Genomic DNA, 23,367 nt, shown 5'->3' with positions numbered 1-23,367 from the left:
CCAGTAACGACGCGCGCACGCAGCCATGGAATGTGACGGCATATAAGCCAGCATCGCACTCGCGGTGACGATACTGGCGACTCTGAAGCACATGCGCTGGCGGCAGCCGCGATGGCATCGCATCGCTGGCATTTATGCTGACGGTGCGGCTTGCGGCAAAGCCATGCTGTGCTTCATACAGTGCGCTACCTCGCGGGGCATGCGAACCAATCGGGGCAGGAGTCTTGCTCCTGTTTGAGGAAGCGCCCAACGGGCGCAATCATCCAGGCAATCCGTCTTGCGGATTGTGGGATATGTAGGCGCTGAAGGCAGCGCTTTATCGTGCCGAGATGTGCATGCTTCTGCATGGCCCGGCGATATATCTAGCAGAAACTGCTATGTATCATGGTGGCGGGTAACGACCGCAACGCCTATGCCGCTAAGCATAGGGACATGCTCGAAGCATGCCCTCGTGGGAGCGATTCCCACATAAGAGAGCTTCATTCTATGCCGGTTAACGACGTTTGCAAGCGGTTCGTTTCGTCAAGTGCGCTTTTCGTAGTACACAGAATTGCAGCCCGGACAAAGACTCCGATAGCTACTGCACGCTGTCGGACTCACGACGTACCCGCCTCCTTGACTCCTTCATCGCACTAACCAATTGGTCCATGCTCATACCGTTACGTAAATAGCTGGCAGCGAGCGCCGTCGCAACACCCTCCAGGTGTCGGGAAACGACCTGCAAACCGTCCTGTTCAATTTGCCGAATGGCTGCTTGCTGGATACTGTGCTGTGCTTCACTGACGGAAATGCGCTCCAATGCAGGAAATAAGGCGGTTTCGAGGTGACGGATAGCGAACAGGGTCGCCCGCAGAACACTGGTCTGCACATGGCCCCACTCCGGCTCATCGAATATTTCGTCGATTGGAATAGGCTTTGGCAGTGGATGCAATTTTTCTCGATTGAATTCTGTGCTCGGGTCCTGCTTCCGCTCAAGCATCTGATGCGCAGCAAGCCTGTGTTCGCGGGCTTTGGCGATGGAGACTTCGGGATACCGGCCAAAAGTCAGAACGCTTTCCCCACCGCCTTGCTGGCGATACTTCATGCGCCAGATCTTGCTGCCGCTGGGCTGCACTTCGATGTACAGACCAGCCCCATCGGAAAGTTTATATAATTTGTCCTTCGGAGCAGCCTGCTTGATAAGCGCATCCGTGAGGCGCAGTACATACTTAGACATGGTGCCCTCCTGTTCCGCCATCCCGGCTGGATTCCCCGCTGACCAGCGTTAATCTGGGCGCCTGCGGCGGCGCTCCCTTGCCACTGACGGCATCGATGTAGTCGGCCCAATCCTGCATCATCCGGCGCCGTTCTGCCAGGAACTGCGCCCGGTCATAGGCGCTGGCCACCTTATCCTTCGGTGCATGTGCCAGTTGTCGGTCCACGACTTCATGCCGGTAGCCCAGGCGCTCCTTGATGGTGCTCATGGCCAGCGCCCGGAAGCCATGGCCGGTCATCTTGCCCTTGTATCCCATGCGTCCAAGCGCCACCAGTATCGTGTTATTGCTGATCGGCTTTTCGTGGTCGCGCTGGTTCGGGAACAGGAACCTGCTGCGGCCCGTGATCGCATGCAGTTCACGCAGCAGCTCCAGCGCCTGGCGCGACAGGCAAACGTGATGGTTGGTCATATCCGGATTGACGGTCAGCTTGCCGCGCTTCATGCGCTGCCACGGAATGATCCATTCGCCGCGCTCCAGGTCGATTTCACGCCAGGGTGTCTCGATCAACTCGCTGGTGCGCACAAAGCACAGCAGCATCAGCCGCAGCGCAATGCGCGTCGGCGCGAACATGCGCGCTTCGTTGCGGTCCAGAATGGCCAGAAACTGCGGTAGCTCGTCGGCGTTGATGGCGGCGAAGTGTCCGGCGCGGACGGTCTTCAACACATCCTTCATATCGGTGACCAGATTGCGCTCTGTGAATCCGCACTGAATCGCGTAGCTGAAAATTGACGCACATACCGCTTTCAAGCGATGGGCGACTTCGCTTGCGCCACGCTCCTCGATCTTGCGCAGCGCGGCAATCAGATCGCGGTGCTTTATCTCATCGATCGGCATGCGGCCGATGGCTGGAAAGATGTCCGCTTGCAGGCGCTGGATGGTGTTCTTGGCTGTGCGTTCGCTCCAGGTCGGCACTTTGTTGCCATGCCACTCGCGCGCGATTTTTTCGAACGTGTTGGACGCCTTATCCTTTGCCAAGCGTTTGGCGTCGTCGCGATGCTTGGCGGGGTCGATTCCTTGCAGCAGCAGGCGGCGTGTCGCCAGGCGCTTTTCTCGTGCATCCTGCAAGGTGATTTCAGGGTAAGGGCCGAACGTCAGCGTATTCTCTTTGCCGTTGGCCTGCCGGAACTTGAACCGCCAGATGCGGGAGCCGGTAGGCGCGACGACGAGGTACATACCGTCACCATCGAACATTTTGTATGGCCGCTCGCGTGGCTTGGCGTTGCGGATGAGTAAATCTGTCAGCGGAGTAATGATCTTTGGCATGGCAAACCTCCTGTGCGGCATGCTGTAAAGATCAATATAGTCGTTTTTTTGAATTTTTGGGGCAAGCGGCAATGGCTGAGTGCGAGGTGCCCCCAAACTTGCGCCTACTTGAGGTTGATATCCTGGGACGCTGTGCAACGTCCAGAAACGAAAAAACCGCTTAGAATCAAGGCTCTAAGCGGTTTTTGAGGGACTTCCTGAGACGTCCTGATCTTACTTAATTACTATCCGTGGCGGAGAGAGGGGGATTCGAACCCCCGATAGAGTATTACCCTATACACGCTTTCCAGGCGTGCGCCTTCAGCCGCTCAGCCATCTCTCCTGAAGGCAATGCGCGCGTCTTGCTTGCTCACATTGTGTACTGCATATCGCTTGTCGCGAAGCCGCAGATTATAGCAAAGATTCTACGGACTGCCAAAGTTATTTACCCAGGGGTAAAAGTTTGGCCAGGCCCGGCGGAAGGATGCGCCCCGGTGGCGCACTCCCCTTCCGCAGGGGCTGGCCGCTCTATTACGACGCTTCCTTCAACTGATCCAGGATGGCCGGGTTTTCCAGGGTCGACACGTCTTGCGTGATCGTCTCGCCCTTGGCCAGCACGCGCAGCAGGCGGCGCATGATTTTGCCGGAGCGGGTTTTTGGCAGGTTGTCGCCGAAACGGATTTCCTTTGGTTTCGCGATCGGGCCGATTTCCTTGCCGACCCAGTTGCGCAGTTCCAGGGCCAGCTTCTTGGCTTCCTCACCGGTCGGACGGGCTTGCTTCAGCACCACGAAGGCGCAGATCGATTCGCCGGTCGTGTCGTCCGGACGACCCACCACGGCCGCCTCGGCCACCAGCGGGTTGGCCACCAGGGCCGATTCGATTTCCATCGTGCCCATACGGTGGCCCGACACGTTCAGCACGTCATCGATGCGGCCCGTGATGGTGAAGTAGCCCGTATCCTTGTTGCGGATGGCGCCGTCGCCTGCCAGGTACATCTTGCCGCCCAGTTCTTCCGGGAAATAGCTGGACTTGAAACGCTCGGGGTTGTTCCAGATCGTGCGGATCATCGATGGCCATGGACGCTTCACCACCAGGATGCCACCCTGGCCGTTCGGCACGTCTTGGCCCGCTTCGTCGACGATGGCGGCCATGATGCCTGGCAATGGCAGGGTACAGGAACCTGGCACCATCGGCGTGGCGCCCGGCAATGGCGTGATCATGTGGCCGCCCGTTTCCGTTTGCCAGAAGGTATCGACGATCGGGCATTTCTCGCCGCCGATGTTTTTGTAGTACCACATCCACGCTTCTGGATTGATCGGTTCGCCAACCGTGCCCAACAGGCGCAAGCTGGTCAGGTCGTAGTTGCTTGGATGGACTTTCGGGTCCACGTCGGCCGCCTTGATCAGCGAACGGATGGCCGTTGGCGCCGTGTAGAAGATGCTGACGTTGTGCTTCTTGATGGTTTCCCAGAAACGGCCCGCGTTCGGGTAGGTCGGGATGCCTTCGAACACCACTTGCGTGGCGCCCACGGCCATCGGGCCGTACGCGATGTAGCTGTGGCCCGTCACCCAGCCGATGTCGGCCGTGCACCAGAACACGTCGTCGGGCTTGATGTCGAAACTCCACTTCATCGTCAGCGCGGCCCACAGCAGGTAGCCGCCGCTCGAGTGCTGCACGCCCTTCGGCGTGCCCGTCGAACCGGAGGTGTACAAGATGAACAGTGGATGCTCGGCATCGACCCATTCCGGTTCGCATTGCGCCGGCTGGCCTTCGACCAGGTCGTGCAGCCACGTGTCGCGGCCGGCTACCATCGGCAAGTCGCTGCCCGTGCGTTTGTAGACGATGACGTTTTTCACGCAGTCGCAGCCGCCCAGCGCCAGCGCTTCGTCGACGATGGATTTCAATGGCAGCTTCTTGCCACCGCGCAATTGTTCGTCGCCCGTGATGACGGCCACGGCGCCCGCGTCGATGATGCGTTCCTGCAGCGATTTCGCCGAGAAGCCGCCGAACACGACGGAGTGCGTGGCGCCGATGCGCGCGCAGGCTTGCATGGCGGCAACGCCTTCGACGGACATCGACATATAGATGATCACGCGGTCGCCCTTGGCGATGCCCTTGGCTTTCAGGCCATTGGCGAACTTGCAGACTTTTTCGTGCAGCTCTTTATATGTTGCCTTGGTAACGGTGCCGTCGTCCGCTTCGAAGATGATGGCCGTCTTGTCGCCCAGGCCATTTTCGATATTGCGATCCAGGCAGTTGTAGGACACGTTCAGCTGGCCGTCTTCGAACCATTTGTAGAATGGCGCGTTGTCTTCGTTCAAGGTGCGGGTGAACGGCTTTTTCCAGCTCAGGTTTTCGCGCGCCAGCTTGGCCCAGAAGCCTTCGTAGTCGCGTTCGGCGTCAGCCACCATGGCGCGGTAGGCGTCCATCCCGGAAATCGTTGCCTGTGCGGCAAACGCTGCCGATGGGTCAAATACGCGCGACTCTCCTGGTCCCTGCTGTTCCGTGCCCTGCCCTTGGTTTTCTGTAGCGCTCATGCTTGTCTCCAGTGTAGTAATTGTTTGCTAACACGATAGGCCCCATGTCTTACGGACGCCTTACATGTCGCGTTTATGCAGCGATTTACCCCTATCAAGGCTAACCATAAGCGCCTTCGGCAACAGGAGTCAAGGGGACGCCGTACAGTATTTTCACTGGGAAAATGCACGCTGCACCGAAGGTTCAATACCACTTCGTGTTTCATCAAACCTAATAATCAGAAGCAAGGCCATGCGCAGTAATCAGCAGCAAGTGTAAAATGTCGGGCATACCAAAAATTGGTATTTACTCCCCCAGGAAACCCCACATGATCGACCACCTACCACCGTCATCCAAACATACCAAGCTGCACCCGCTGTCCTCCTTCATCTTCATGTCGCGCTGGCTGCAGTTGCCGCTGTACCTGGGCCTGATCCTCGCACAATGCGTGTATGTATTTCATTTCTGGGTGGAATTATCCGACCTGATCGGCGCCGTGTTCGGCAATGATGCAGCCCTGCAGCACGTGCTGACGGCCGTTGCCGTGCCGGGCAGCGCCCTGCCGACCAAGCTGAACGAAGCGACCATCATGCTGGTGGTATTAGGCCTGATCGACGTGGTGATGATTTCGAACCTGCTGATCATGGTCATTATTGGCGGCTACGAAACCTTCGTTTCGCGCATGCACCTCGATGACCACCCAGACCAGCCGGAATGGTTGTCGCACGTAAATGCTTCCGTGCTGAAGACGAAATTGGCAATGGCCATCATCGGCATCTCGTCCATCCACCTGTTGAAGACATTTATCAATGCCAATTCCTACAAGATGGAAGTGATCATTGCGCAAACGGTAATCCACATGGTCTTCATCATTTCGGCCATGGCCATTGCGTACACCGACCGCATCATGACGGTGACCCAGAACCAAGCCAGGGCGCCTCACTAAGTTCTGGCGCTCCTATACTGATTAGTAACAGCAAACAGCATCAAAGTCCTACCCTTCTTATCCACCGCGAGAACACCATGACTGTCATAAAGCAAGAAGACCTGATCGAATCCGTCGCCGCAGCGTTGCAGTACATTAGCTACTACCACCCTGCTGATTACATCGAGCACCTGGCGCGCGCCTACGCGGCCGAGCAAAGCCCGGCGGCAAAAGATGCGATCGCGCAAATCCTGACCAACTCGCGCATGTGCGCGGAAGGCAAGCGTCCTATCTGCCAGGACACGGGTATCGTCAACGTCTTCCTGAAAATCGGCATGGGCGTGCGCTTCGAGGGCTTCAGCGGCACCGTCACCGACGCCGTCAACGAAGGCGTGCGCCGCGCATACAACTTCGACGACAACAAGCTGCGCGCCTCCATCGTGGCCGACCCGCATTTCGACCGCAAGAACACCAAGGACAACACGCCAGCCGTCGTGCACATGGAATTGGTCGAAGGCAATACCGTCGACGTGAAAGTGGCAGCCAAGGGCGGCGGCTCGGAAAACAAATCCAAGATGATCATGATGAATCCGTCCGATTCGCTGGTGGACTGGGTCATGAAAACCGTGCCAACCATGGGCGCCGGCTGGTGCCCGCCTGGCATGCTGGGCATCGGCATCGGCGGCACGGCCGAGAAAGCCATGCTGATGGCCAAGGAAGTGTTGATGGAAGACATCGACATGTTTGAGCTGAAACAACGCGGCCCGCAGAACAAGCTGGAAGAATTGCGTATCGAGCTGTGCGACAAGATCAACTCGCTGGGCATCGGCGCGCAAGGCCTGGGTGGCCTGACGACCGTGCTCGACGTGAAAATCATGATGCACCCGACGCACGCCGCGTCGAAGCCTGTCGCCATGATCCCGAACTGCGCCGCCACGCGCCACGGCCACTTCGTGCTCGACGGCTCGGGCCCTGCCTACATGACGCCGCCATCGCTGTCGTCGTGGCCGGAAGTGCACTGGACGCCGGACACGGAAAAATCCAAGCGCGTCGACCTGAATACCCTAACGAAAGAAGAAGTCGCTTCGTGGACGCCGGGGCAGACCTTGCTGTTGAACGGCAAGATGCTGACGGGCCGCGACGCAGCGCACAAGCGCATCCAGGACATGCTGGCCAAGGGCGAAGAATTGCCGGTCGATTTCAAGAACCGCGTGATCTACTACGTCGGCCCGGTCGACCCGGTGCGCGACGAAGCCGTCGGCCCGGCTGGTCCGACGACCGCCACCCGCATGGATAAATTCACCGACATGATGCTGGAAAAAACGGGCCTGATCGCCATGATCGGCAAGGCCGAACGGGGACCGGTCGCCATCGAATCGATCCAGAAGCACCAGTCGGCCTATTTGATGGCTGTCGGCGGCGCCGCCTACCTGGTGTCAAAAGCCATCAAGCACGCCAAGGTGCTGGGCTTTGCCGACATGGGCATGGAAGCGATCTACGAATTCGACGTGGTCGACATGCCGGTGACGGTGGCCGTGGATGCGAAAGGCACTTCGGTGCACAACACGGGTCCGAAAGAGTGGCAGGCGAAGATCGAGCAACTCAATAGCGTCAGCAAGATTCCAGTGACGGTTGCTTAAACAAGCTCTACCATAGACGCCGCGCGGCAACATCAGCGCGGCGTTTTTTTATCTTCAACGGTTCCCTATGACTTTTACTGCAAGCACTGCCCGCCCAGACGCGCCCATCGGCATTTTTGACTCCGGCGTGGGTGGCCTGTCGGTGCTGCGCCATATCCGCGCGCAGCTGCCGCAGGAAGACCTGATTTACTTTGCCGATTCCGCCCATGCGCCGTATGGCGACAAGACGGAACAGCAAGTGGTCGACCGTTCGCTGGCGATCACCGCCTTTTTATTGCAGCAAGGCGCGAAGGCACTGGTGGTGGCGTGCAACACGGCCACCATCGCCGCCATCAAGGCGCTGCGCGCGCGCTATCCCGACTTGCCCATCGTCGGCGTCGAACCGGGCCTGAAACCGGCGGCAAGCATCAGCCGCAATGGAAAGATCGCAGTGCTGGCCACGGAACGCGCCTTGCGCGGCGACAAGCTGCTGGCCCTGCGCGAACAGGTGAGCGCCGCCACGGGCGCCACGTTCATCTTGCAGCCCTGCATCGGCCTGGCCGACCGCATCGAACAGTGCGAACTGGGCAACGACCCGCTGGACGCCACCAGCGCCATGCTGGAACGCTACATCGCCCCCATGCTGGCGCAAGACGTCGACACCCTGGTGCTCGGCTGCACCCACTACCCCTTCGTGCAGGACGCCATCGAACGCACGGTACGCGCGCATACGCAAGAACCCATCACCCTGGTTGACACCGGCGAAGCCGTGGCACGCCAGTTGGCCCGCCTGCTCGACGCAGCCGGCTTGCGCCGCATCAACAATGACGTGCCACGACTGCAGGGCTACACGACGGCCAAAGTCGACTCCCTGGCGCAAGCCTTCGCCGGCTTGCTGGACTTGCAGCCGCCTGTCGAACACCTGTCCGTGTAAGCGGCGTGAGCAAAAGCGACCGTTTTCATGCAATCTTTCGATTCTTTAAAAAAGACTGCATTTAGATTTGCCACTTTGCCGAGTTCTTTGTATAATTCGGCACCTGTTCAGCAAAACAGCTAAACAGGCAAGTAAGACAGTGGTGGCTGTAGCTCAGTTGGTAGAGTCCAGGATTGTGATTCCTGTTGTCGTGGGTTCGAGCCCCATCAGCCACCCCACAGAATTAGCGGTAAATAAATAGGGTTACATGCTTCGGCTTGTAACCCTTTTTTCATTCCCGCGCAGATGCATAAGGCAACATCAGCCCTCCCCTTCCGCCACATGACAGGCGAATGCATCAGCGAACGAAACTGGTCGGTGCACAACAATGAAACTTGATGCATACGCTTGATTTATCGTATCCCAAAGAATACACTTGTATGCGTGAAAAGCATCCATACCACAGCCACGTTCGATGACTGGTTCAGCCAGCTGAAGGATCGGAAAGCTTTTTTCCGCATCCTGGCCCGCATTGATCGCGCCGAAGATGGCAACTTTGGCGATTGCAAACCTGTCGGTGGCGGCGTTTCGGAAATGCGAATTGATTGTGGTCCCGGTTACCGCGTTTATTTCACCCAGCGTGGTATGGAAATAATCATCCTGCTCGCTGGCGGCGACAAATCAACGCAAGCGAAAGATATCAAAACGGCGCAGCGGCTCGCGCAGACACTCCAGGAGGTCCGATGATACAAAAACTCAGCAAGTGGGATAGCGCGCAGCACCTCAAAACCGAAGAGGATATCGTCGCCTACTTTGAAGCTTGCCTGGAAGAAGCCGGCGACGACGCATCCTTCATCGCCAAAGCGCTCGGCAACATTGCCAAGGTGCGCGGCATGACGCAGCTAGCCAAAGATACCGGGCTGGGACGGGAAAGCTTGTACAAGGCCTTGTCCGGCGAAGGCAATCCAAGCTTCGACACCATTTTGAAGGTGACGCATGCACTCGGCTTGCAGTTCCGCGCCGCAGCACTGAACATCTGACCACCCATCAGCCAGGGCAGCGGAAAATCTACCCCGCCAGCACCGACTGCACTGTCGTTGCCAGGTCTTCCAGGCGCACAGGTTTGACGAGGAAGTGGCGGAAGCCTACGGCCAGCGCGTCGTCCATATACATGGGCAGGCTGTGGCCGGTGACGGCGATCAGCACGGCGTTGGCCGTTTCGGGATGGTGGTGCAGGCGGCGGCCGATTTCGATGCCGCTGATGCCGGGCATTTCGATGTCGAGGTAGACGGCGTCGGGCACGCACAGCTTGACTTGCTCGACGGCCATCTGCCAGTTGCGCACCACCACGGCGTGGTGGCCCAGCGCTTCGAGCAGCATGGCCAGCGATTCGCCCACTTCCTGGTTGTCGTCGACCACCAGCAAGTTGAGCTTGCGCGCCGCGGTGACTGGCTTGTCGCCCTGGCGGCGTTCAACGGGGGGATTGCCTGGTGTCGTTTCAGTTGTCTGGCTCATTGTACGTTCACGTCTGACGGCTGCAAAAACGCGAGTATACAAGAAGCGCGCGCAATGCCGCCGCACCCGAGCAATGGTGCCTAGCAGCAATCGAAGCCGCCCGCTGTACCGCGCCAGCAACACTTCCCCGCTCTCTCTCGGCGAAAGCCGGCCCTACGCAGTTTGCGCAATTGACGGATAAAATGAGAATCATTATCATTATCATCCCCTTGCGCCGGATGTCCACGCCACGATGTTGTCGCGCCGCCCGATTGCCCGCGCAAACATTGTCATTACGGAGATCCATGCATGGCTGCCACACCTTTTACCCTGCCCTTTTCGCTGCGCCCGTGCGCGCTGGCCATCGCCCTCGCCTGCCTGAACGCGCCCATCGCCGCGCAGGCACAGCAAGCCAATACTGCCGATAACGCCGGCCCCATCCTGGAATCGATTCAGGTCAGCAGCAACCTGCTGGGCACCAGCATGGCCGCCAGCACGAAAAATTTTGCCGGCGCGCGCACGGTAGTGCAAAAGGACGACATCGAGAACTCGGGCGCGACCAGCCTCAGCGACGTGATGCGGCGCATTCCCGGCGTGCAGATCAGCGACAACTCGGGCAGCGCCGGCAGCGCCATCTCCCTGAATATCGGCGTGCGCGGCCTGGCCGGACGCTATTCGCCGCGCAGCACGGTGTTGCTGGACGGCATCCCGATGTCGGTGGCGCCATATGGCCAGCCGCAACTGTCGTTCGCGCCCGTCAGCCTGGCCAATGTCGAGACGGTCGACGTGGTGCGCGGCGGCGGCGCCGTGCGCTTCGGCCCGCAAAACGTGGGCGGCATCATCAACTTCAAGACGCGCCGCGTGCCCACCACGCCAGGCATCACGGGCGACGCCACCGTGCGCTACAACTCGTACAGCGAAGTGGGCCACAACACGCAGGCCAGCGTCTTTGCCGGCACCCAGCTCGATAGCGGCCTGGGCCTGGCGGTGCTGTATTCGGGCATCCGCGGCAGCGACTGGCGCGTGGGCAGCGATGAAAAGGTCAACGACTTCGCCCTCAAATTCCGTTACGACCTGAGCCCGACGGCCGAGGTGTACGGCAAGCTGTCCTACTACGACGTGACGTCGCGCACGCCGGGCGGCCTGACCGCCGCGCAATACAAGCAGGACCCGTTCCAGAACACGCGCCCGACCGACTTCTGGAGCGGCGAGCGCAAGGCCTTCGACATCGGCTACCTGAATGCGATTTCCAGCACGCAGGAATTCGAAGTGCGCGCCTATTACAACAAGAGCTCGCGCGAAAGCACGCTGATCAACGCCGGTCGCACGGGCCTGGGCCGCCAGCCGCGCAACTATGAAACGACGGCCATCGAGCCGCGCTACACGCAGCGCTTCATCACGGGCAAGGTATCGCAGGACGTCACCGTCGGCTACCGCTACTTGGTCGAACGGGCCGATGAAAGCATCTACAACGTCGTCATCGCCAGCGGCGTGCAGCAGGCGCCGACGCGCTTCGCCGACAATTCGACCGATGCGCAAGCCGTGTATATCGATGACAAGATCGCCATCGACGCGTGGCGCATCACGCCGGGCGTGCGCTACGAACACATCAAGACGGTGCGCTTCAACCACTTGCCGACCGACCAAAAGATCGAGTTGCTCAACAACAAGGCCCTGCCCTCGCTGAACGTGGCCTACTTGCTCAACAATAATGTAACCCTGTTCGGCAACTACAACAGCTCGTTTGGCGCCGTGCAAAATACGCAGCTCAATGCGCAATCGAGCAAGAACCCGCTGCAGCCGGAACTGGCCAAGACGGCCGAGCTGGGCGCGCGCTGGAAGAGCGGCCAGCTGTCGGCCGAAGCGACCTTGTTCAACATCAAGTTCGACAACCAGATCCAGTCCGTCGGCAGCGGCGAAAACGTCGTCTTCTACAACGTGGGCGCCACGCACCACCGGGGCCTGGAATCGGCCATCGATTACCACTTCGACCAATCCGGCCCGCTGGCCGGCTTGAATGCCTACGCCACCTACACCTACACCAAGGCGACCTTGCAGGATGGTGTGAACGCGGGCAATGACGTGCCCTTCTATTCGCGCACCACGGACACCGTCGGCGCCCACTACCAGCTGGGCGCCTGGGGTTTTGATTTGTCGAGCAGCCACCAGAGCCGCCAGTTCGCCGATGAAGCCAACACCGTGGCGGAAAACGCGGCAGGCAGCCTGGGCGTGATTCCCGGCTTCCGTACCTGGAACACGCAAGTGAAATGGAAAGTACCGGGCCAGAACGGCCTGGAACTGGTCGCCGGCGTCAACAACCTCGCCGACAAGCGCTACTTCACGCGCACCTCGGACGGCAATCTGGGCAAGCTGGTGGGCGCGCCGCGCATGGTCTACCTGCAGGGCCGCCTGGCATTCTGATCCGGCAGCGCGCCTGGCGCGCGCCCCCTGTCAAAACCTGCACCGTTGTGTTTTCGATGCAGGTTTTTTTTCGCCCCCTGATGTCACAAAGATGCTGTGATGCAAGCAGAAGCATGGCCGCGTCCCCGTGGAACGCCGCGCAACTAGTTCATAGCGGAAATTATTTTCATTTTAAACACAAATGATTTCACAATTACAAAATTTTTAGCGAAAAACTTCTACTTCCGGTGAGTTTTAGTGATATTCTTTAATATCATTTAGGAAATTAAATTAATCATTAGATAAGAAAACGGACCTTACATGAACATGCCTGCCACCTTCTTCAAAATCGCCGCACTCACCTCCCTGATCACTGCCGGCGCCGCCAATGCCGCGACCGAACTGGTCATCAACGGCAGCTTCGAAAGCAACGCCATCAGCACGCCGTTCGCGCAATTGAGCGCCGTAACGGGCTGGACCTCGTCCGTCAGCGGCAACACGGCCTTTGAAATCCAGAAGGGCGCCACGCAAGGCGGCCAGAGCGGTTTCAACCCCGTCGCCGCTGCTGGCACGCAATACCTTGAACTCAATGCCGAGCGCCTGACCTCCGTCTCGCAATCGATCGCCACCACGGCCGGCGGCACGTATGCGCTGTCGTTCGCCTACTCGGGCCGCCCGAATACGCCAGGCGGCGCGAGCAGCCTGATGAACGTCTACTGGGGTTCGACCCTGCTGACGCCAACGGCCCTGGTCGGCACCACCACCGGCGTGTGGCAAACCTACAGCCAGAACGTGACGGCGCTCGGCTCGTCGAGCCTGCTGCGCTTCGAATCTATCGGCCCCGTCTCCGCGCCGACCTATGGTTCCTACCTGGATAATGTCTCGGTGATGGCTGCCGTGCCGGAACCGGAAACCTACGCCATGATGCTGCTGGGCCTGGGTTTGCTGGGTTTCGTGGCGCGCCGCAAGAACGCCGCCTGAGCCTGACCTAGCATCGCGCATCAGCCGCCCCGCCGCCATGGCCGGGCGGCTTTTTTCACGGCCAAAACGGGAGCATAATTTTCAGGAAATGTTGCCAAGAAGAATTAAATTGACGCTACAATAGCGGGGTATCAAGCAATGCCAAGCATCGCTCCGCCAGGGCCCCTACCCCGCCCTGATCATCAGCACGCATTTTTTGAACAGGATGACTGGCGCTGCCGGGCCCGATTGCGCTCCCGGCACGGCCACCACATGCACCATGTCCGCAGAAAAAACCATTACCGAAACGAGTTCCTACGGCAAGGAAACGCCCGTGGGACGTCCCGACGTCGACGGCCGCGCCGGCATTTTCGTGCCCACGGCGGAATTTGACATCAACAACACCACCACCATCCGCAAGGGCGCGGGCATTGTCGGCTTCGGCAACCTCGATGGCACCCTGACCGTGTATTTCGAAGCGAACCGCTTCGACGAAAGCAATCTGTACAAATGGGAACACAAGGCGCGCAAGGCGTATGACCGCATGGTCATGGGCGCGCCCACGGTGTCGAAGGCGAAAATCGATGCGCGCATGCTGGAACAAATCGGCATCATCGATGGCATGGGCATCAACCTCAAGCATCCGGAACGCCTGACGCACTGGCTGGCGATCTCGAACGTGCCGGATACGGCGCCGGAAGAGCCTGTCGTGCGCTGGAAAAACCGCTAAGCGGCGCAGAGCGAGGCGGGGCGCCAGGCACGAGGTGTTGTCCTACACGGTGGCGGACATTCATCCGATGCCCAAAGGCATCAACTCATCCTATGATGAAAGCCTGACCACATTTCACACCACTCAGGAGTACGACATGTCCCGTCTCATCCCGATCAGCTTTGGTGCCTTGCAAATAGGTCTGGCAGCGGCGGCGATGTATATCCTGTGCTCGGCGGACGTACTGCACCAGGGTTCGGTCTATTTCCACTAGTAAAATGACAAAGCCGGGCAAGCAACGCTTGTCCGGCTTTGTCCTGCACGCAAGCACAATACACTAGCGGCGGCCGTGGTAACGGCCATGCCCGCCCCAACCGCCGCGGTGTCCACCGTAGCGCCCAAAGCCGAACATGAAGTCAAGCCCGATCGATACGGGCGGATTGTAATAATACGGTTGCGGCGCATAGACGGGCGCCGGCACATACACGGGCTGCTGCACGTAGACGGGTTCATTCGTGTATTCCACGCGCGGTGCGCTCATCACGCGGCCCGACTGCACCGGTTCGGACGAGACCGTATGCCAGTCGTATGGATTGTAGGCTCCCTGCGGCGCACGCGAACCGTAATACGCAGGACCAGGGGGCGCCACGACGCAGCCACCCAGGGCGGCCAGCGAGATTACTGCCAACAGGGTTTTCATCGCAATTCTCCTAATGTGTACTACCTTAATTAAGTACTATAAGAAATTACGCGGTGCTTTGCTGTGCTTTTACCGATTGTTACACGCCGACGCACGCTGCAACATGAAATGTCGCAAGTCAGCCACAAACGGCCCGCATGGCATGTTTCTTCAAATAAACGGAACCGCGCAGGTATCGATGGCTTTGCCGGCCGCATCGTAGCGCTGCACGCACACCTGGTAGCGCACGCCGTAATCGAGCTCGACCTGCTCGACCTTTCCATACTTCAATTTCCAGCTGGGTTGCACTTGTTGCCGGCCAGCCAGCGCGGCCACATCCTGCGGAATCGCCATCGCCGTTTGCGTTTCTCCCTGGCGTGCATCCTGGCGCCGCGCCACGTCAATGGCCACGCTCACGGCCAGATCGACGCCGCCGTCCGCATAGCTCAGCGTGGGCGCGCCGCGCTGTGCCCGCATCACGCCCCAGGCGCAAGGCTTGCCGCCCGCTTCGCATTGCTTCAGCTGCGCCAGCGGAAAATATTCAGGAGCAATCTTGCCATCCTTGATGGGCCAACTGGTGCGCACGCCATCGCGCTTACCCGTCAGGGGATTGTCCCAGCTCAGGCTATTCACGACGGCCACTGTCTGCCCCGCCTGCAAGCCCACGGGCGTGCCCAGCGAGGCGCAGGCGGAAAGCAGCAAGCCGCTGGCGGCCAGGAAGGAAAGTGTCAGGATGCGCTGCATGGTAGGCCTCTTGTAATGGGAGATCCCGAAGGTATGTTTCGAGGGTAACAGAATCGGCGGCGACAGTGCCGTTGGCTGGCGCACATAACAGTACGGGCGGCACCCTTGCAAGCGCCGCCCGTAGCGGAGTCGGCCATGCCGGGAGCCTGGCCCCCGGCAATATGTGGATCAGTCCAGCTTCCAGGCGTAATCGACTTTGGTCCAGGTTTGCGCCGCGGCGCCATCCTTGGTACCGGGCTTGAACTTGCATGCGGACAGGGCCTTGATGGCGGCCTTGTCCAGGTTCTTGAAGCCGCTGCTCTTGTCGACTTTCGAATCGGCAACGCTACCATCGGCATTGACCAGGAAGGACATCGACACGGTGCCCTGCTCTTCGTTCATCAGCGAGGCTTTCGGATAGTCGGCCTTGCAGTTCTTGGCATCGAACGATGCCGGTACCTCGGCCGCGAAGGCGGCGGAAGAAACGGACACCAGCAAGGCTGCTGCAACACTCATCAAACGCTTATTCTCAAACATGTGCTTCCCCATGATTATCAGATACGGTAATTACAACTTCCTGTGCGCTGTTGGCCGCGCTTAAAACTCTTCCCACTCGTCATTGCTGCCGGCGCCTGCCGCCTTGCGTGGCGCTGCAGCCGCCACTGGAGCGGCCGCTTCGGTCTTGCGTGTCAGCGACTTGACCGGACGCAATGCCGGTGCCGGCTTGCGCACGGCAACGGGTGCGGCGGCAACAGGGGCCGGCACATACGCCGCCGGCTTCTCTTCGCCTTCGACCAGTTTAAAGATGCTGACCACGTGGGCCAGTTCGGCCGCCTGGTCCTGCAAGCTTTGCGCCGCGGCGGCTGCCTGTTCGACCAGGGCCGCATTTTGCTGCGTCATGCCATCCATCTCGATAATCGACAGGTTGACCTGTTCGATGCCGGCACTTTGTTCCTGGCTGGCACTGGCAATCTCGCTCATGATGTCGGTGACGCGGCGCACGCTGTCGACCACTTCGCCCATCGTCACGCCAGCCTGGCCGACCAGACGCGTACCGCGTTCCGTCTTCTCGGCCGAATCGTCGATGAGGATCTTGATTTCTTTCGCCGCGCCAGCGGAGCGCTGGGCCAGATTGCGCACTTCCGACGCCACCACGGCAAAGCCGCGGCCTTGTTCGCCGGCACGTGCCGCTTCCACGGCTGCGTTCAGCGCCAGGATGTTGGTCTGGAAGGCGATGCCATCGATCACGCCGATGATGTCGACAATCTTCTTCGCCGATTCATTGATCGAGCTCATGGTGTCAACCACTTGCGACACCACGGAGCCGCCCTTCAGGGCCACGTCCGAAGCGGTGGCGGCCAGCTTGTTGGCTTCACGCGCATTGTCCGCATTCTGTTTCACGGTCGAGGTCAGTTCTTCCATGGCCGACGCCGTTTTTTCCAGCGCGCTAGCCTGCATTTCAGTGCGCGACGACAGGTCGATATTGCCGTCGGCGATCTCGCGCGAGGCCGTGCCGATGGTTTCCGTACCGACACGCACCTGGCCGACGATGCCCACCAGACTGTTGCGCATTTCCTTCATTTCCGCCAGCAGGCTGGAGGTATCGGAAGGCTGCGTGTGGATGCCGATCGACAGGTCGCCATTGGCGATGCTGCCGGCGATCGATGCCGTGTAGTCAGGCTCGCCGCCCAGCTGCTTCAGCAAGCCGCGGGTAATCACCAGTGCCGCCGCCACGCCCATCGCCACGGCCAGTACGCCGAGGATGATCATGAACAGGCGCGCGCTGTCGAAGGCCTTGCGGGCGTCCGATTGCATCTGCTCGTTAAGCTTGTCTTCCAGCACGGCCAGTTGCTCCAGCGCTTCCATCCATTTTTTCTGTACCGGGCGGATTTCCTTGATCATCACGCGCGTGGCGCCTTCCGCATCGTTGGCCATCCACAGCGCGGACGCCTTGGCGATGGCCGGCATGGCGGCCGCTTCGTATTCCTTGATCGAGGTCAGCAGGGCTTTTTCTTCAGGAGTCGACTCGACGGCGAATTTCTCTTCGAGCTTCTTCTGCGTTTCCTGATAGGTACTGGTCTGCGTCTTGATACGCGCCATTTCAGGTTCCATATCGCCCGCGTCAGTCATCAGGGTCAGAATGCGCAGCGAGGTGATGCGGTCGCTGACGTTGCCACGCATGTCGATCACCAGGCGGGTGACGACGTTGTTGACATTGATCACGTGATCGAGACGTTCCTGGATTTGCGCCATGCGCGCGATGCCGAGGACGGTCACGGCCACCAGCAGAACCAGTACCAGGGCGAAACCCAGGCCCAGGCGGGTACCAACCTTCATTTTTGCTAAATTCATTTCGGCTCTTCGTAAATGAAACTATTGATAAGGATTTTTGCCCGGCACGACAAGACGAAGGCTGCGCAACACCGGCATCCGCCCTTACCCATTGGTATGCTGGCGGTCTCCGGCCGCACGCAGCCTGGGGTACTTCCTGATCTACAACAGCCCTGAAAACGCCAGTGACTGCGAATGCAAATTTGTTCCACATACTGAATTTTTGACACCGATGATGCGAGATCAACATCAAACATTCATATGAGAAATATTTGTCTATAATCAATTATAGGTGTAAATTTTGCCTCAAAGCAAGCAATAAGTACTTGAATAAATGGCTGATTAACTTTCTTCGGGGAAATGGCAACAACGCCGTTTCTTGCCCCATAGAAATGCCCCACGACAGTGCGGGCGTGCGCCGAAACAGCGCATTTACAACACATGGCGTAGCCATATTGCATCGTTTTTGGAGAGGTACTCGGAGGAGGGGGTAGTGCGGACAATACCAATGCGCAAGGGCACCGGTATAGACAAGTTGGATTAGCGGTCCCAGCTGCAACGCATCACATAGGCGTGGCCGTCTGTGCCGAAGACAAAGATGCTCCAGATGGCACCCAATCGATCAGCCAGGCTGCCCTGGCTGGACGATACCAGTTGATACCAGTGCGGCTCGCTGCCGAACAGTTCGGCCAGTTCGGCCTCGAAACCATCATATAAACGGGCGTCGAGCGGCTCGCGGTCCGTCTCGCTCATCGGCAGCAAGCGCTCGAGCAGCCACTGGCGCGGCGTGCACAAGGCGCCGCTGCAGTCCATGCTCTCGATCGGCTGCAGGCGCATGCCATCCGGCTGCAGCTTCAGCGTGCGGCACAGCGCGTCGAGCGATGCCTGCGGCGCGACGGGCCCCAGATACTCGCACAGAAACAGGCTGCCATCATCCTTCAATGCTGTGACGGCCTGCAGGTAGCCATGCAACTGCTGTGCATGGACGTGGACGTCGCCGCGCATCAGGCAGGCAGCGACAAGCGCGCCGCCGCTTCCAGCAGCAGGCGCGGATCACCCGACGCCAGCTTCTTGGAATCGGACAAGGTCTGGCGGAAGCCGCGCGCGCCGGGCAGGTTTTGCATCAGGCCCAGCATGTGGCGCGTGACGCTGTTCAGTTTTAATCTCCCCGCTTCCTTCTCCAGCTGCGCGCTGATGTACGGAATCATCGCTTCGAGCACCTGATCGCGCGTTTTGACAGGCGTGTCGTCGCCGTAATAGCGCTGGTCGAACTGCGCCATCACATACGGGTTGTGGTAGGCCTCGCGGCCCAGCATGACGCCATCGAGGTGCTGCAGGTGCAGGTCGATTTCATCCAGCGTCTTGATGCCGCCGTTGATAATGAACTCGAATTGCGGAAAATCACGCTTCAGGCGGTAGGCATAGTCATACTTGAGGGGCGGCACTTCGCGGTTTTCCTTCGGGCTCAGGCCTTTCAGGATGGCATTGCGCGCATGCACGATAAACGTCTTGCAGCCGGCGTCGGCCACGGTGCCGACGAAATCGCGCACGAAGTCATACGATTCGCTGTCATCGATGCCGATGCGGTGTTTCACTGTGACGTCGATGTCGACCACGTCGCGCATGGCTTTCACGCAGTCGGCCACCAGTTGCGGCTCGGCCATCAGGCAGGCGCCGAATGCGCCCTTTTGCACGCGCTCGGACGGGCAACCGCAGTTCAGGTTGACCTCGTCGTAGCCCCACTGCTGGCCCAGCTTCGCGCTGGTGGCCAGGTCCTTCGGATCGCTGCCGCCCAGCTGCAGCGCCACCGGATGCTCTTCCTCGTTGAAGCGCAAATGGCGCTCCACGTCGCCGTAGACCAGCGCGCCCGTCGTCACCATCTCGGTGTAGAGCCAGGTGTGGCGCGTGATTTCGCGGTGGAACTTGCGGCAATGGCGGTCGGTCCAGTCCATCATCGGGGCGACGGACAGGCGGCGGGAAGGCAAAGAAGAGGAAGTCATGGTGTCTACAAAAAACAGGGGCTGCAAATGACAAACCCGCTGCGCGCCTCACCGGTGAAGGAAAGGCGGAGCAACGGGCTTGAGCGTGGCATGGCCCGCAGGCCATGCGCTACAACAGATTACGCATCACGCGACGCTTTTTTACGCTCGTGCTCTTTCAGGAAGCGCTTGCGCAGACGGATCGATTTAGGCGTGATTTCCACCAGTTCGTCGTCCTCGATGAATTCGACTGCGTATTCCAGCGACATCTGAATTGGTGGTACCAGGCGCACCGCTTCGTCGGTACCCGACGAACGCACGTTGGTCAGCTGCTTGCCCTTGATCGGGTTGACGACCAGATCGTTGTCACGCGAGTGGATACCGATGACCATGCCTTCGTAGACTGGGTCATTGTGCGACACGAACATGCGGCCGCGGTCTTGCAGTTTCCAGATGGCGTAGGCAACAGCGGCGCCGTCATCTTGCGAGATCAGCACGCCGTTGCGACGGCCAGCCATTTCGCCACGGGTGTTGTCGACTGGCGCGTATTCATGGAATACGTGGCTCATCAAGCCGGTGCCGCGGGTCAGGGTCATGAATTCGCCCTGGAAGCCGATCAGGCCACGCGCCGGGATCAGGTACTCGAGACGCACGCGGCCCTTGCCATCCGATTCCATGTTTTGCAGGTCGCCACGACGACGGCCCAGTTCTTCCATGACGCCGCCCTGGTTGACTTCTTCCACGTCAACCGACAGGTTTTCAAACGGCTCGTGGCGCACGCCATCGACCATTTTGAAGACCACGCGTGGACGCGATACGGCCAGCTCGAAGCCTTCGCGACGCATGTTTTCGATCAGAATCGTCAGGTGCAGCTCGCCGCGGCCCGACACTTCAAAGATCGTGTCGTCGTCGGTTGGCGAAACGCGCAGAGCAACGTTAGCTTTCAGTTCGCGGTCCAGACGGTCACGCAGTTGGCGCGAGGTAACGAACTTGCCTTCGCGGCCAGCCAGTGGCGAGTTGTTGACCATGAAGTTCATGGTCAGGGTCGGCTCGTCGACGGTCAGCATCGGCAGCGGATCCGGGGTATCGACTGCGCACAGGGTCGAACCGATGCCGATTTCGTCGATACCGTTGATCAGGCAGATGTCGCCGGCAACAGCTTCGTCAACCAGCACGCGCTCCAGGCCCTTGAAGTTCAGCACCTGGTTGATGCGGCCTTTGATAGGCGTGGCGCCTGGACCATTGATGACCAGCACGTCCTGACCAACTTTGACGGTACCGCGGTTGACGCGGCCAATGCCGATCTTGCCGACGTACGACGAGTAATCCAGCGAGGTGATCTGCATTTGCAGCGGGCCTTCAGGATTGTCGTCGCGTACTGGAACGTGTTCCAGGATGGCGTCAAACATTGGCTTCATGTCGCCGCTGCGCACGTCTTCGGTCAGGCCGGCATAGCCGTTCAGGCCCGAAGCGTAAATGATAGGGAAATCCAGTTGCTCGTCGGTAGCGCCCAGCTTGTCGAACAGTTCGAACGTCTGGTTGATGGCCCAGTCCGGGCGCGCGCCTGGACGGTCGACCTTGTTGACGATAACGATAGGCTTCAGACCCAGTGCCAGCGCTTTGCGCGTGACGAAACGGGTTTGCGGCATCGGGCCTTCTTGTGCATCGACCAGCAGCAGAACCGAGTCCACCATCGACAGAACACGCTCCACTTCGCCGCCGAAGTCGGCGTGGCCTGGGGTGTCGACGATATTGATGTGGGTGCCTTCGTACTCAACAGCGCAGTTCTTCGACAGAATCGTAATGCCGCGCTCCTTTTCCAGGTCGTTCGAGTCCATGACTCGGGTGTCGACCGCTTGGTTTTCACGGAAGGTGCCGGACTGGCGCAGCAGCTGATCCACCAGCGTGGTTTTGCCGTGGTCAACGTGGGCGATAATGGCGATATTACGAATTGCGCGTTTTGTATTTGACATGGTCGTAGTAGTTACTGAAAAACTGCGGAGTGCGTACAAGGTGTACGAGATACCCGAATGCTAATCTATTTCCGGAACCGCGTAGTATAGCATGTTGCGTTGCAACGCTATCTAAAAATGCTGGCGGCTCCCGCAGTCGGGGACGGTTTGTTTAAAAAAGCGACACTGTTTAACGAGTGTCGCTGGGTAATATGACGTTGCTGTGACTTATTGATGCGCTGTGGCAATCAAGCGTTCCGGCGCCAGGATGCTGTATTCCTGCAACTGGCCCGTGCCCAGCAGCTTGCTGTCGTGATACACGCGCACCCTGCCCGGCTCGGCTGGCACGGCAACGTCTTCCTTGCCCAGCGCGATGCGCTGGCCATGCAGGAAACGCTTGGCCAATTCTTCCGTCAGCTGGACGGCGGGGAAACTCGACAATAATGCATCGACGGGCGCCAGCAGGCTCAGCGGCGCGGCATGCGCCGTCAACTCATCGAGCGTGACGACGCCGTCCAGCGTCAGGTTGCCCACCTGCGTGCGGCGCAAGGCGTTCAGATGGCCGCCGCAACCAAGGGCATGGCCGATGTCTTCGCCCAGCACGCGGATATACGTGCCCTTGCTGCACATCACGGACAATTTCAGGAACGGGGCGTCATAGCCGAGGAACTCGAGCTTGTGGATGGTCACCGGGCGCGCTTCGCGCTCCAGCGTGATGCCTGCCCTTGCATACTCATATAAGGGCTTGCCGTCCCGCTTCAAGGCCGAGTACATGGGCGGCGTCTGCAAAATCGGCCCGCGGAACTGCGCCAACACGGCTTCGATCTGCTCTTGCGTGACGTTGACATCGCGCGTTTCCAGCACTTCGCCCTCGGTATCGCCCGTATCCGTCGTCTGCCCCAGGTGTACCAGGGTTTCGTAGGTTTTATCGGCTTCCAGCAAGTCCTGCGAGAACTTGGTCGCTTCGCCAAAGCACAGCGGCAACAAGCCCGTGGCGAACGGATCCAGCGTGCCCGTATGGCCCGCTTTTTTCGCGTTCAGGACGCGCTTGGCCTTGATCAGGGCGTCATTGCTGGACCAGCCCACGGGCTTATCCAACAGCAAGACGCCGTCGACCAGGTCGCGCACCCGCTTGATGCCGGGCGGTTTCTTCGGACCCGCCACTGTTATTGCTCGTCCGCTTCTGGTTTGACATCCGGCTCGGCGTCAGCCGCGCGCGTGGCGTTGGCTTTGTCGATCAGCAAGGACATTTCCATGCCGCGCGAAGTCGAGCTGTCATGCACGAAATGCAGCATCGGCAGGGTGTGGATGTGCAGGCGCTTGCCCAGCAAGCCACGGATGAAGCCAGATGCGGCCATCAGGCCTTCGGTGGTGTTCTTGATGGCTTCCTTGCTGTCTTTCAACATCGTGAAAAACACCTTGGCATGCGCGTAATCGGGGGTGATCTGCACTTCGGTGATGGTGATCATCGTGCCGACGCGTGGATCCTTCAATTCGTAGGCGACGATTTCAGCCAGATCGCGTTGGATCTGGTCGGCCACGCGCAAGCCGCGCGCTGGCATGGTTTTGCTATGTTTAGCCATGATTTTATGCTGTCCTAAGTGCCGCAGGGCGCATGAGTCAAACGGTTGCCCGTTGACCAATGCGCCCCACGTGTTTGCGCGGAC

General features: G+C 59.4%; 22 protein-coding genes and 2 tRNA genes. 10 read left to right on the top strand and 14 right to left on the bottom strand.

Annotation, left to right across the window (positions count from 1 at the left end; all coding sequences use genetic code 11):
• Positions 1-577 precede the first annotated feature (577 nt).
• The 4 genes from AC3IQ7_RS06790 to acs form a co-directional block, all read right to left on the bottom strand.
• Positions 578-1,216, bottom strand: a complete 639-nt coding sequence (locus AC3IQ7_RS06790; RefSeq protein WP_489208675.1) for a DUF4102 domain-containing protein — start codon at positions 1,214-1,216, stop codon at positions 578-580.
• The gene (locus AC3IQ7_RS06785) at positions 1,209-2,519 is read right to left on the bottom strand and encodes a tyrosine-type recombinase/integrase (protein WP_489208674.1); all 1,311 of its coding nucleotides are present in this window, start codon (positions 2,517-2,519) and stop codon (positions 1,209-1,211) included. The genes AC3IQ7_RS06790 and AC3IQ7_RS06785 overlap by 8 nt, the downstream gene beginning before the upstream one ends.
• Before the next feature lie 231 nt (positions 2,520-2,750).
• Positions 2,751-2,841, bottom strand: a tRNA-Ser gene (locus AC3IQ7_RS06780).
• A 188-nt stretch (positions 2,842-3,029) separates the two neighbouring features.
• Positions 3,030-5,036 carry an acetate--CoA ligase gene (gene acs / locus AC3IQ7_RS06775; protein WP_489208673.1) on the bottom strand — a complete coding sequence of 669 codons (2,007 nt, stop codon included), beginning with the start codon at positions 5,034-5,036 and terminating at the stop codon, positions 3,030-3,032.
• Positions 5,037-5,344: 308 nt separating this feature from the next.
• Between acs and AC3IQ7_RS06770 the strand changes: the two genes are divergently transcribed.
• The 6 genes from AC3IQ7_RS06770 to AC3IQ7_RS06745 all read left to right on the top strand — a co-directional run bounded on the left by AC3IQ7_RS06770 (position 5,345) and on the right by AC3IQ7_RS06745 (position 9,513).
• A complete protein-coding gene (locus tag AC3IQ7_RS06770) occupies positions 5,345-5,962 on the top strand; it encodes a YqhA family protein (protein WP_035825234.1) in 618 nt (205 codons plus the stop codon).
• Between the two features lie 77 nt (positions 5,963-6,039).
• Complete coding sequence (locus AC3IQ7_RS06765) at positions 6,040-7,581, top strand: fumarate hydratase (protein ID WP_086144995.1); 1,542 nt, start codon at positions 6,040-6,042, stop codon at positions 7,579-7,581.
• Positions 7,582-7,648: 67 nt separating this feature from the next.
• A complete protein-coding gene (murI, locus tag AC3IQ7_RS06760; RefSeq protein ID WP_489208672.1) occupies positions 7,649-8,494 on the top strand; it encodes a glutamate racemase in 846 nt (281 codons plus the stop codon).
• A 142-nt stretch (positions 8,495-8,636) separates the two neighbouring features.
• Positions 8,637-8,712 (top strand) — tRNA-His (locus AC3IQ7_RS06755).
• 205 nt (positions 8,713-8,917) lie between these two features.
• Positions 8,918-9,220, top strand: a complete 303-nt coding sequence (locus AC3IQ7_RS06750; RefSeq protein WP_489208671.1) for a type II toxin-antitoxin system RelE/ParE family toxin — start codon at positions 8,918-8,920, stop codon at positions 9,218-9,220.
• Positions 9,217-9,513, top strand: coding sequence for an addiction module antidote protein (locus tag AC3IQ7_RS06745; protein WP_489208670.1), 297 nt, complete (start codon positions 9,217-9,219; stop codon positions 9,511-9,513). Before AC3IQ7_RS06750 ends, AC3IQ7_RS06745 begins: the two co-directional genes overlap by 4 nt.
• A gap of 28 nt (positions 9,514-9,541) precedes the next feature.
• Here the strand turns inward: AC3IQ7_RS06745 and AC3IQ7_RS06740 are convergent, their stop codons facing one another.
• Complete coding sequence (locus AC3IQ7_RS06740) at positions 9,542-9,988, bottom strand: response regulator (RefSeq protein ID WP_099379542.1); 447 nt, start codon at positions 9,986-9,988, stop codon at positions 9,542-9,544.
• 288 nt (positions 9,989-10,276) lie between these two features.
• Here AC3IQ7_RS06740 and AC3IQ7_RS06735 point away from each other — a divergent pair, with 288 nt between their 5' ends.
• From AC3IQ7_RS06735 to AC3IQ7_RS06720, 4 genes are all read left to right on the top strand, one after another.
• Complete coding sequence (locus tag AC3IQ7_RS06735) at positions 10,277-12,388, top strand: TonB-dependent receptor family protein (RefSeq protein WP_489208669.1); 2,112 nt, start codon at positions 10,277-10,279, stop codon at positions 12,386-12,388.
• 300 nt (positions 12,389-12,688) lie between these two features.
• Positions 12,689-13,348, top strand: a complete 660-nt coding sequence (locus AC3IQ7_RS06730; protein ID WP_099379544.1) for an FxDxF family PEP-CTERM protein — start codon at positions 12,689-12,691, stop codon at positions 13,346-13,348.
• Between the two features lie 259 nt (positions 13,349-13,607).
• Entirely contained in the window at positions 13,608-14,057 is a 450-nt protein-coding gene (locus AC3IQ7_RS06725) for a hypothetical protein (RefSeq protein WP_322427417.1), read from the top strand.
• Positions 14,058-14,094: 37 nt separating this feature from the next.
• Positions 14,095-14,310 carry a hypothetical protein gene (locus AC3IQ7_RS06720; RefSeq protein WP_035825217.1) on the top strand — a complete coding sequence of 72 codons (216 nt, stop codon included), beginning with the start codon at positions 14,095-14,097 and terminating at the stop codon, positions 14,308-14,310.
• Between the two features lie 63 nt (positions 14,311-14,373).
• On the opposite strand, the gene AC3IQ7_RS06715 is transcribed toward AC3IQ7_RS06720, so the two are convergent.
• From AC3IQ7_RS06715 to rbfA, 9 genes are all read right to left on the bottom strand, one after another.
• A complete protein-coding gene (locus AC3IQ7_RS06715; RefSeq protein ID WP_099379408.1) occupies positions 14,374-14,736 on the bottom strand; it encodes a hypothetical protein in 363 nt (120 codons plus the stop codon).
• A 150-nt stretch (positions 14,737-14,886) separates the two neighbouring features.
• On the bottom strand, positions 14,887-15,459 hold the full coding sequence (locus AC3IQ7_RS06710) for a hypothetical protein (RefSeq protein ID WP_099379407.1): 573 nt from the start codon (positions 15,457-15,459) through the stop codon (positions 14,887-14,889).
• A 168-nt stretch (positions 15,460-15,627) separates the two neighbouring features.
• Positions 15,628-15,975, bottom strand: coding sequence for an energy transducer TonB (locus AC3IQ7_RS06705; protein WP_233516259.1), 348 nt, complete (start codon positions 15,973-15,975; stop codon positions 15,628-15,630).
• A gap of 60 nt (positions 15,976-16,035) precedes the next feature.
• Complete coding sequence (locus AC3IQ7_RS06700; protein ID WP_416208748.1) at positions 16,036-17,775, bottom strand: methyl-accepting chemotaxis protein; 1,740 nt, start codon at positions 17,773-17,775, stop codon at positions 16,036-16,038.
• A gap of 534 nt (positions 17,776-18,309) precedes the next feature.
• Entirely contained in the window at positions 18,310-18,774 is a 465-nt protein-coding gene (locus AC3IQ7_RS06695; RefSeq protein ID WP_489208668.1) for a hypothetical protein, read from the bottom strand.
• Positions 18,774-19,724, bottom strand: a complete 951-nt coding sequence (dusA, locus tag AC3IQ7_RS06690; RefSeq protein WP_489210401.1) for a tRNA dihydrouridine(20/20a) synthase DusA — start codon at positions 19,722-19,724, stop codon at positions 18,774-18,776. Before dusA ends, AC3IQ7_RS06695 begins: the two co-directional genes overlap by 1 nt.
• A 164-nt stretch (positions 19,725-19,888) precedes the next feature.
• Positions 19,889-21,721 (bottom strand): translational GTPase TypA, encoded by a 1,833-nt coding sequence (gene typA, locus AC3IQ7_RS06685; RefSeq protein ID WP_035825203.1) that lies wholly within the window; start codon positions 21,719-21,721, stop codon positions 19,889-19,891.
• A gap of 207 nt (positions 21,722-21,928) precedes the next feature.
• The gene (gene truB, locus AC3IQ7_RS06680) at positions 21,929-22,864 is read right to left on the bottom strand and encodes a tRNA pseudouridine(55) synthase TruB (RefSeq protein WP_322427411.1); all 936 of its coding nucleotides are present in this window, start codon (positions 22,862-22,864) and stop codon (positions 21,929-21,931) included.
• A 2-nt stretch (positions 22,865-22,866) separates the two neighbouring features.
• Positions 22,867-23,283, bottom strand: coding sequence for a 30S ribosome-binding factor RbfA (gene rbfA / locus AC3IQ7_RS06675; RefSeq protein WP_035825200.1), 417 nt, complete (start codon positions 23,281-23,283; stop codon positions 22,867-22,869).
• Positions 23,284-23,367 lie beyond the last annotated feature (84 nt).

It is taken from the genome of Janthinobacterium sp. GL_088 (assembly GCF_057837845.1).
The sequence above is the reverse complement of the archived record's forward strand: the minus strand, read 5'-3'. Positions and strand labels throughout refer to the sequence as shown.

What these genes read in the sequence shown, in the direction of transcription:
- AC3IQ7_RS06790 (WP_489208675.1), bottom strand. Translation starts at nt 1,216, where the DNA reads ATGTCTAAGTATGTACTGCGCCTCACGGATGCGCTTATCAAGCAGGCT.
- AC3IQ7_RS06785 (WP_489208674.1), bottom strand. Translation starts at nt 2,519, where the DNA reads ATGCCAAAGATCATTACTCCGCTGACAGATTTACTCATCCGCAACGCC.
- acs (WP_489208673.1), bottom strand. Translation starts at nt 5,036, where the DNA reads ATGAGCGCTACAGAAAACCAAGGGCAGGGCACGGAACAGCAGGGACCA.
- AC3IQ7_RS06770 (WP_035825234.1), top strand. Translation starts at nt 5,345, where the DNA reads ATGATCGACCACCTACCACCGTCATCCAAACATACCAAGCTGCACCCG.
- AC3IQ7_RS06765 (WP_086144995.1), top strand. Translation starts at nt 6,040, where the DNA reads ATGACTGTCATAAAGCAAGAAGACCTGATCGAATCCGTCGCCGCAGCG.
- murI (WP_489208672.1), top strand. Translation starts at nt 7,649, where the DNA reads ATGACTTTTACTGCAAGCACTGCCCGCCCAGACGCGCCCATCGGCATT.
- AC3IQ7_RS06745 (WP_489208670.1), top strand. Translation starts at nt 9,217, where the DNA reads ATGATACAAAAACTCAGCAAGTGGGATAGCGCGCAGCACCTCAAAACC.
- AC3IQ7_RS06740 (WP_099379542.1), bottom strand. Translation starts at nt 9,988, where the DNA reads ATGAGCCAGACAACTGAAACGACACCAGGCAATCCCCCCGTTGAACGC.
- AC3IQ7_RS06735 (WP_489208669.1), top strand. Translation starts at nt 10,277, where the DNA reads ATGGCTGCCACACCTTTTACCCTGCCCTTTTCGCTGCGCCCGTGCGCG.
- AC3IQ7_RS06730 (WP_099379544.1), top strand. Translation starts at nt 12,689, where the DNA reads ATGAACATGCCTGCCACCTTCTTCAAAATCGCCGCACTCACCTCCCTG.
- AC3IQ7_RS06725 (WP_322427417.1), top strand. Translation starts at nt 13,608, where the DNA reads ATGTCCGCAGAAAAAACCATTACCGAAACGAGTTCCTACGGCAAGGAA.
- AC3IQ7_RS06715 (WP_099379408.1), bottom strand. Translation starts at nt 14,736, where the DNA reads ATGAAAACCCTGTTGGCAGTAATCTCGCTGGCCGCCCTGGGTGGCTGC.
- AC3IQ7_RS06710 (WP_099379407.1), bottom strand. Translation starts at nt 15,459, where the DNA reads ATGCAGCGCATCCTGACACTTTCCTTCCTGGCCGCCAGCGGCTTGCTG.
- AC3IQ7_RS06705 (WP_233516259.1), bottom strand. Translation starts at nt 15,975, where the DNA reads ATGTTTGAGAATAAGCGTTTGATGAGTGTTGCAGCAGCCTTGCTGGTG.
- AC3IQ7_RS06700 (WP_416208748.1), bottom strand. Translation starts at nt 17,775, where the DNA reads ATGAAGGTTGGTACCCGCCTGGGCCTGGGTTTCGCCCTGGTACTGGTT.
- AC3IQ7_RS06695 (WP_489208668.1), bottom strand. Translation starts at nt 18,774, where the DNA reads ATGCGCGGCGACGTCCACGTCCATGCACAGCAGTTGCATGGCTACCTG.
- dusA (WP_489210401.1), bottom strand. Translation starts at nt 19,724, where the DNA reads ATGATGGACTGGACCGACCGCCATTGCCGCAAGTTCCACCGCGAAATC.
- typA (WP_035825203.1), bottom strand. Translation starts at nt 21,721, where the DNA reads ATGTCAAATACAAAACGCGCAATTCGTAATATCGCCATTATCGCCCAC.
- rbfA (WP_035825200.1), bottom strand. Translation starts at nt 23,283, where the DNA reads ATGGCTAAACATAGCAAAACCATGCCAGCGCGCGGCTTGCGCGTGGCC.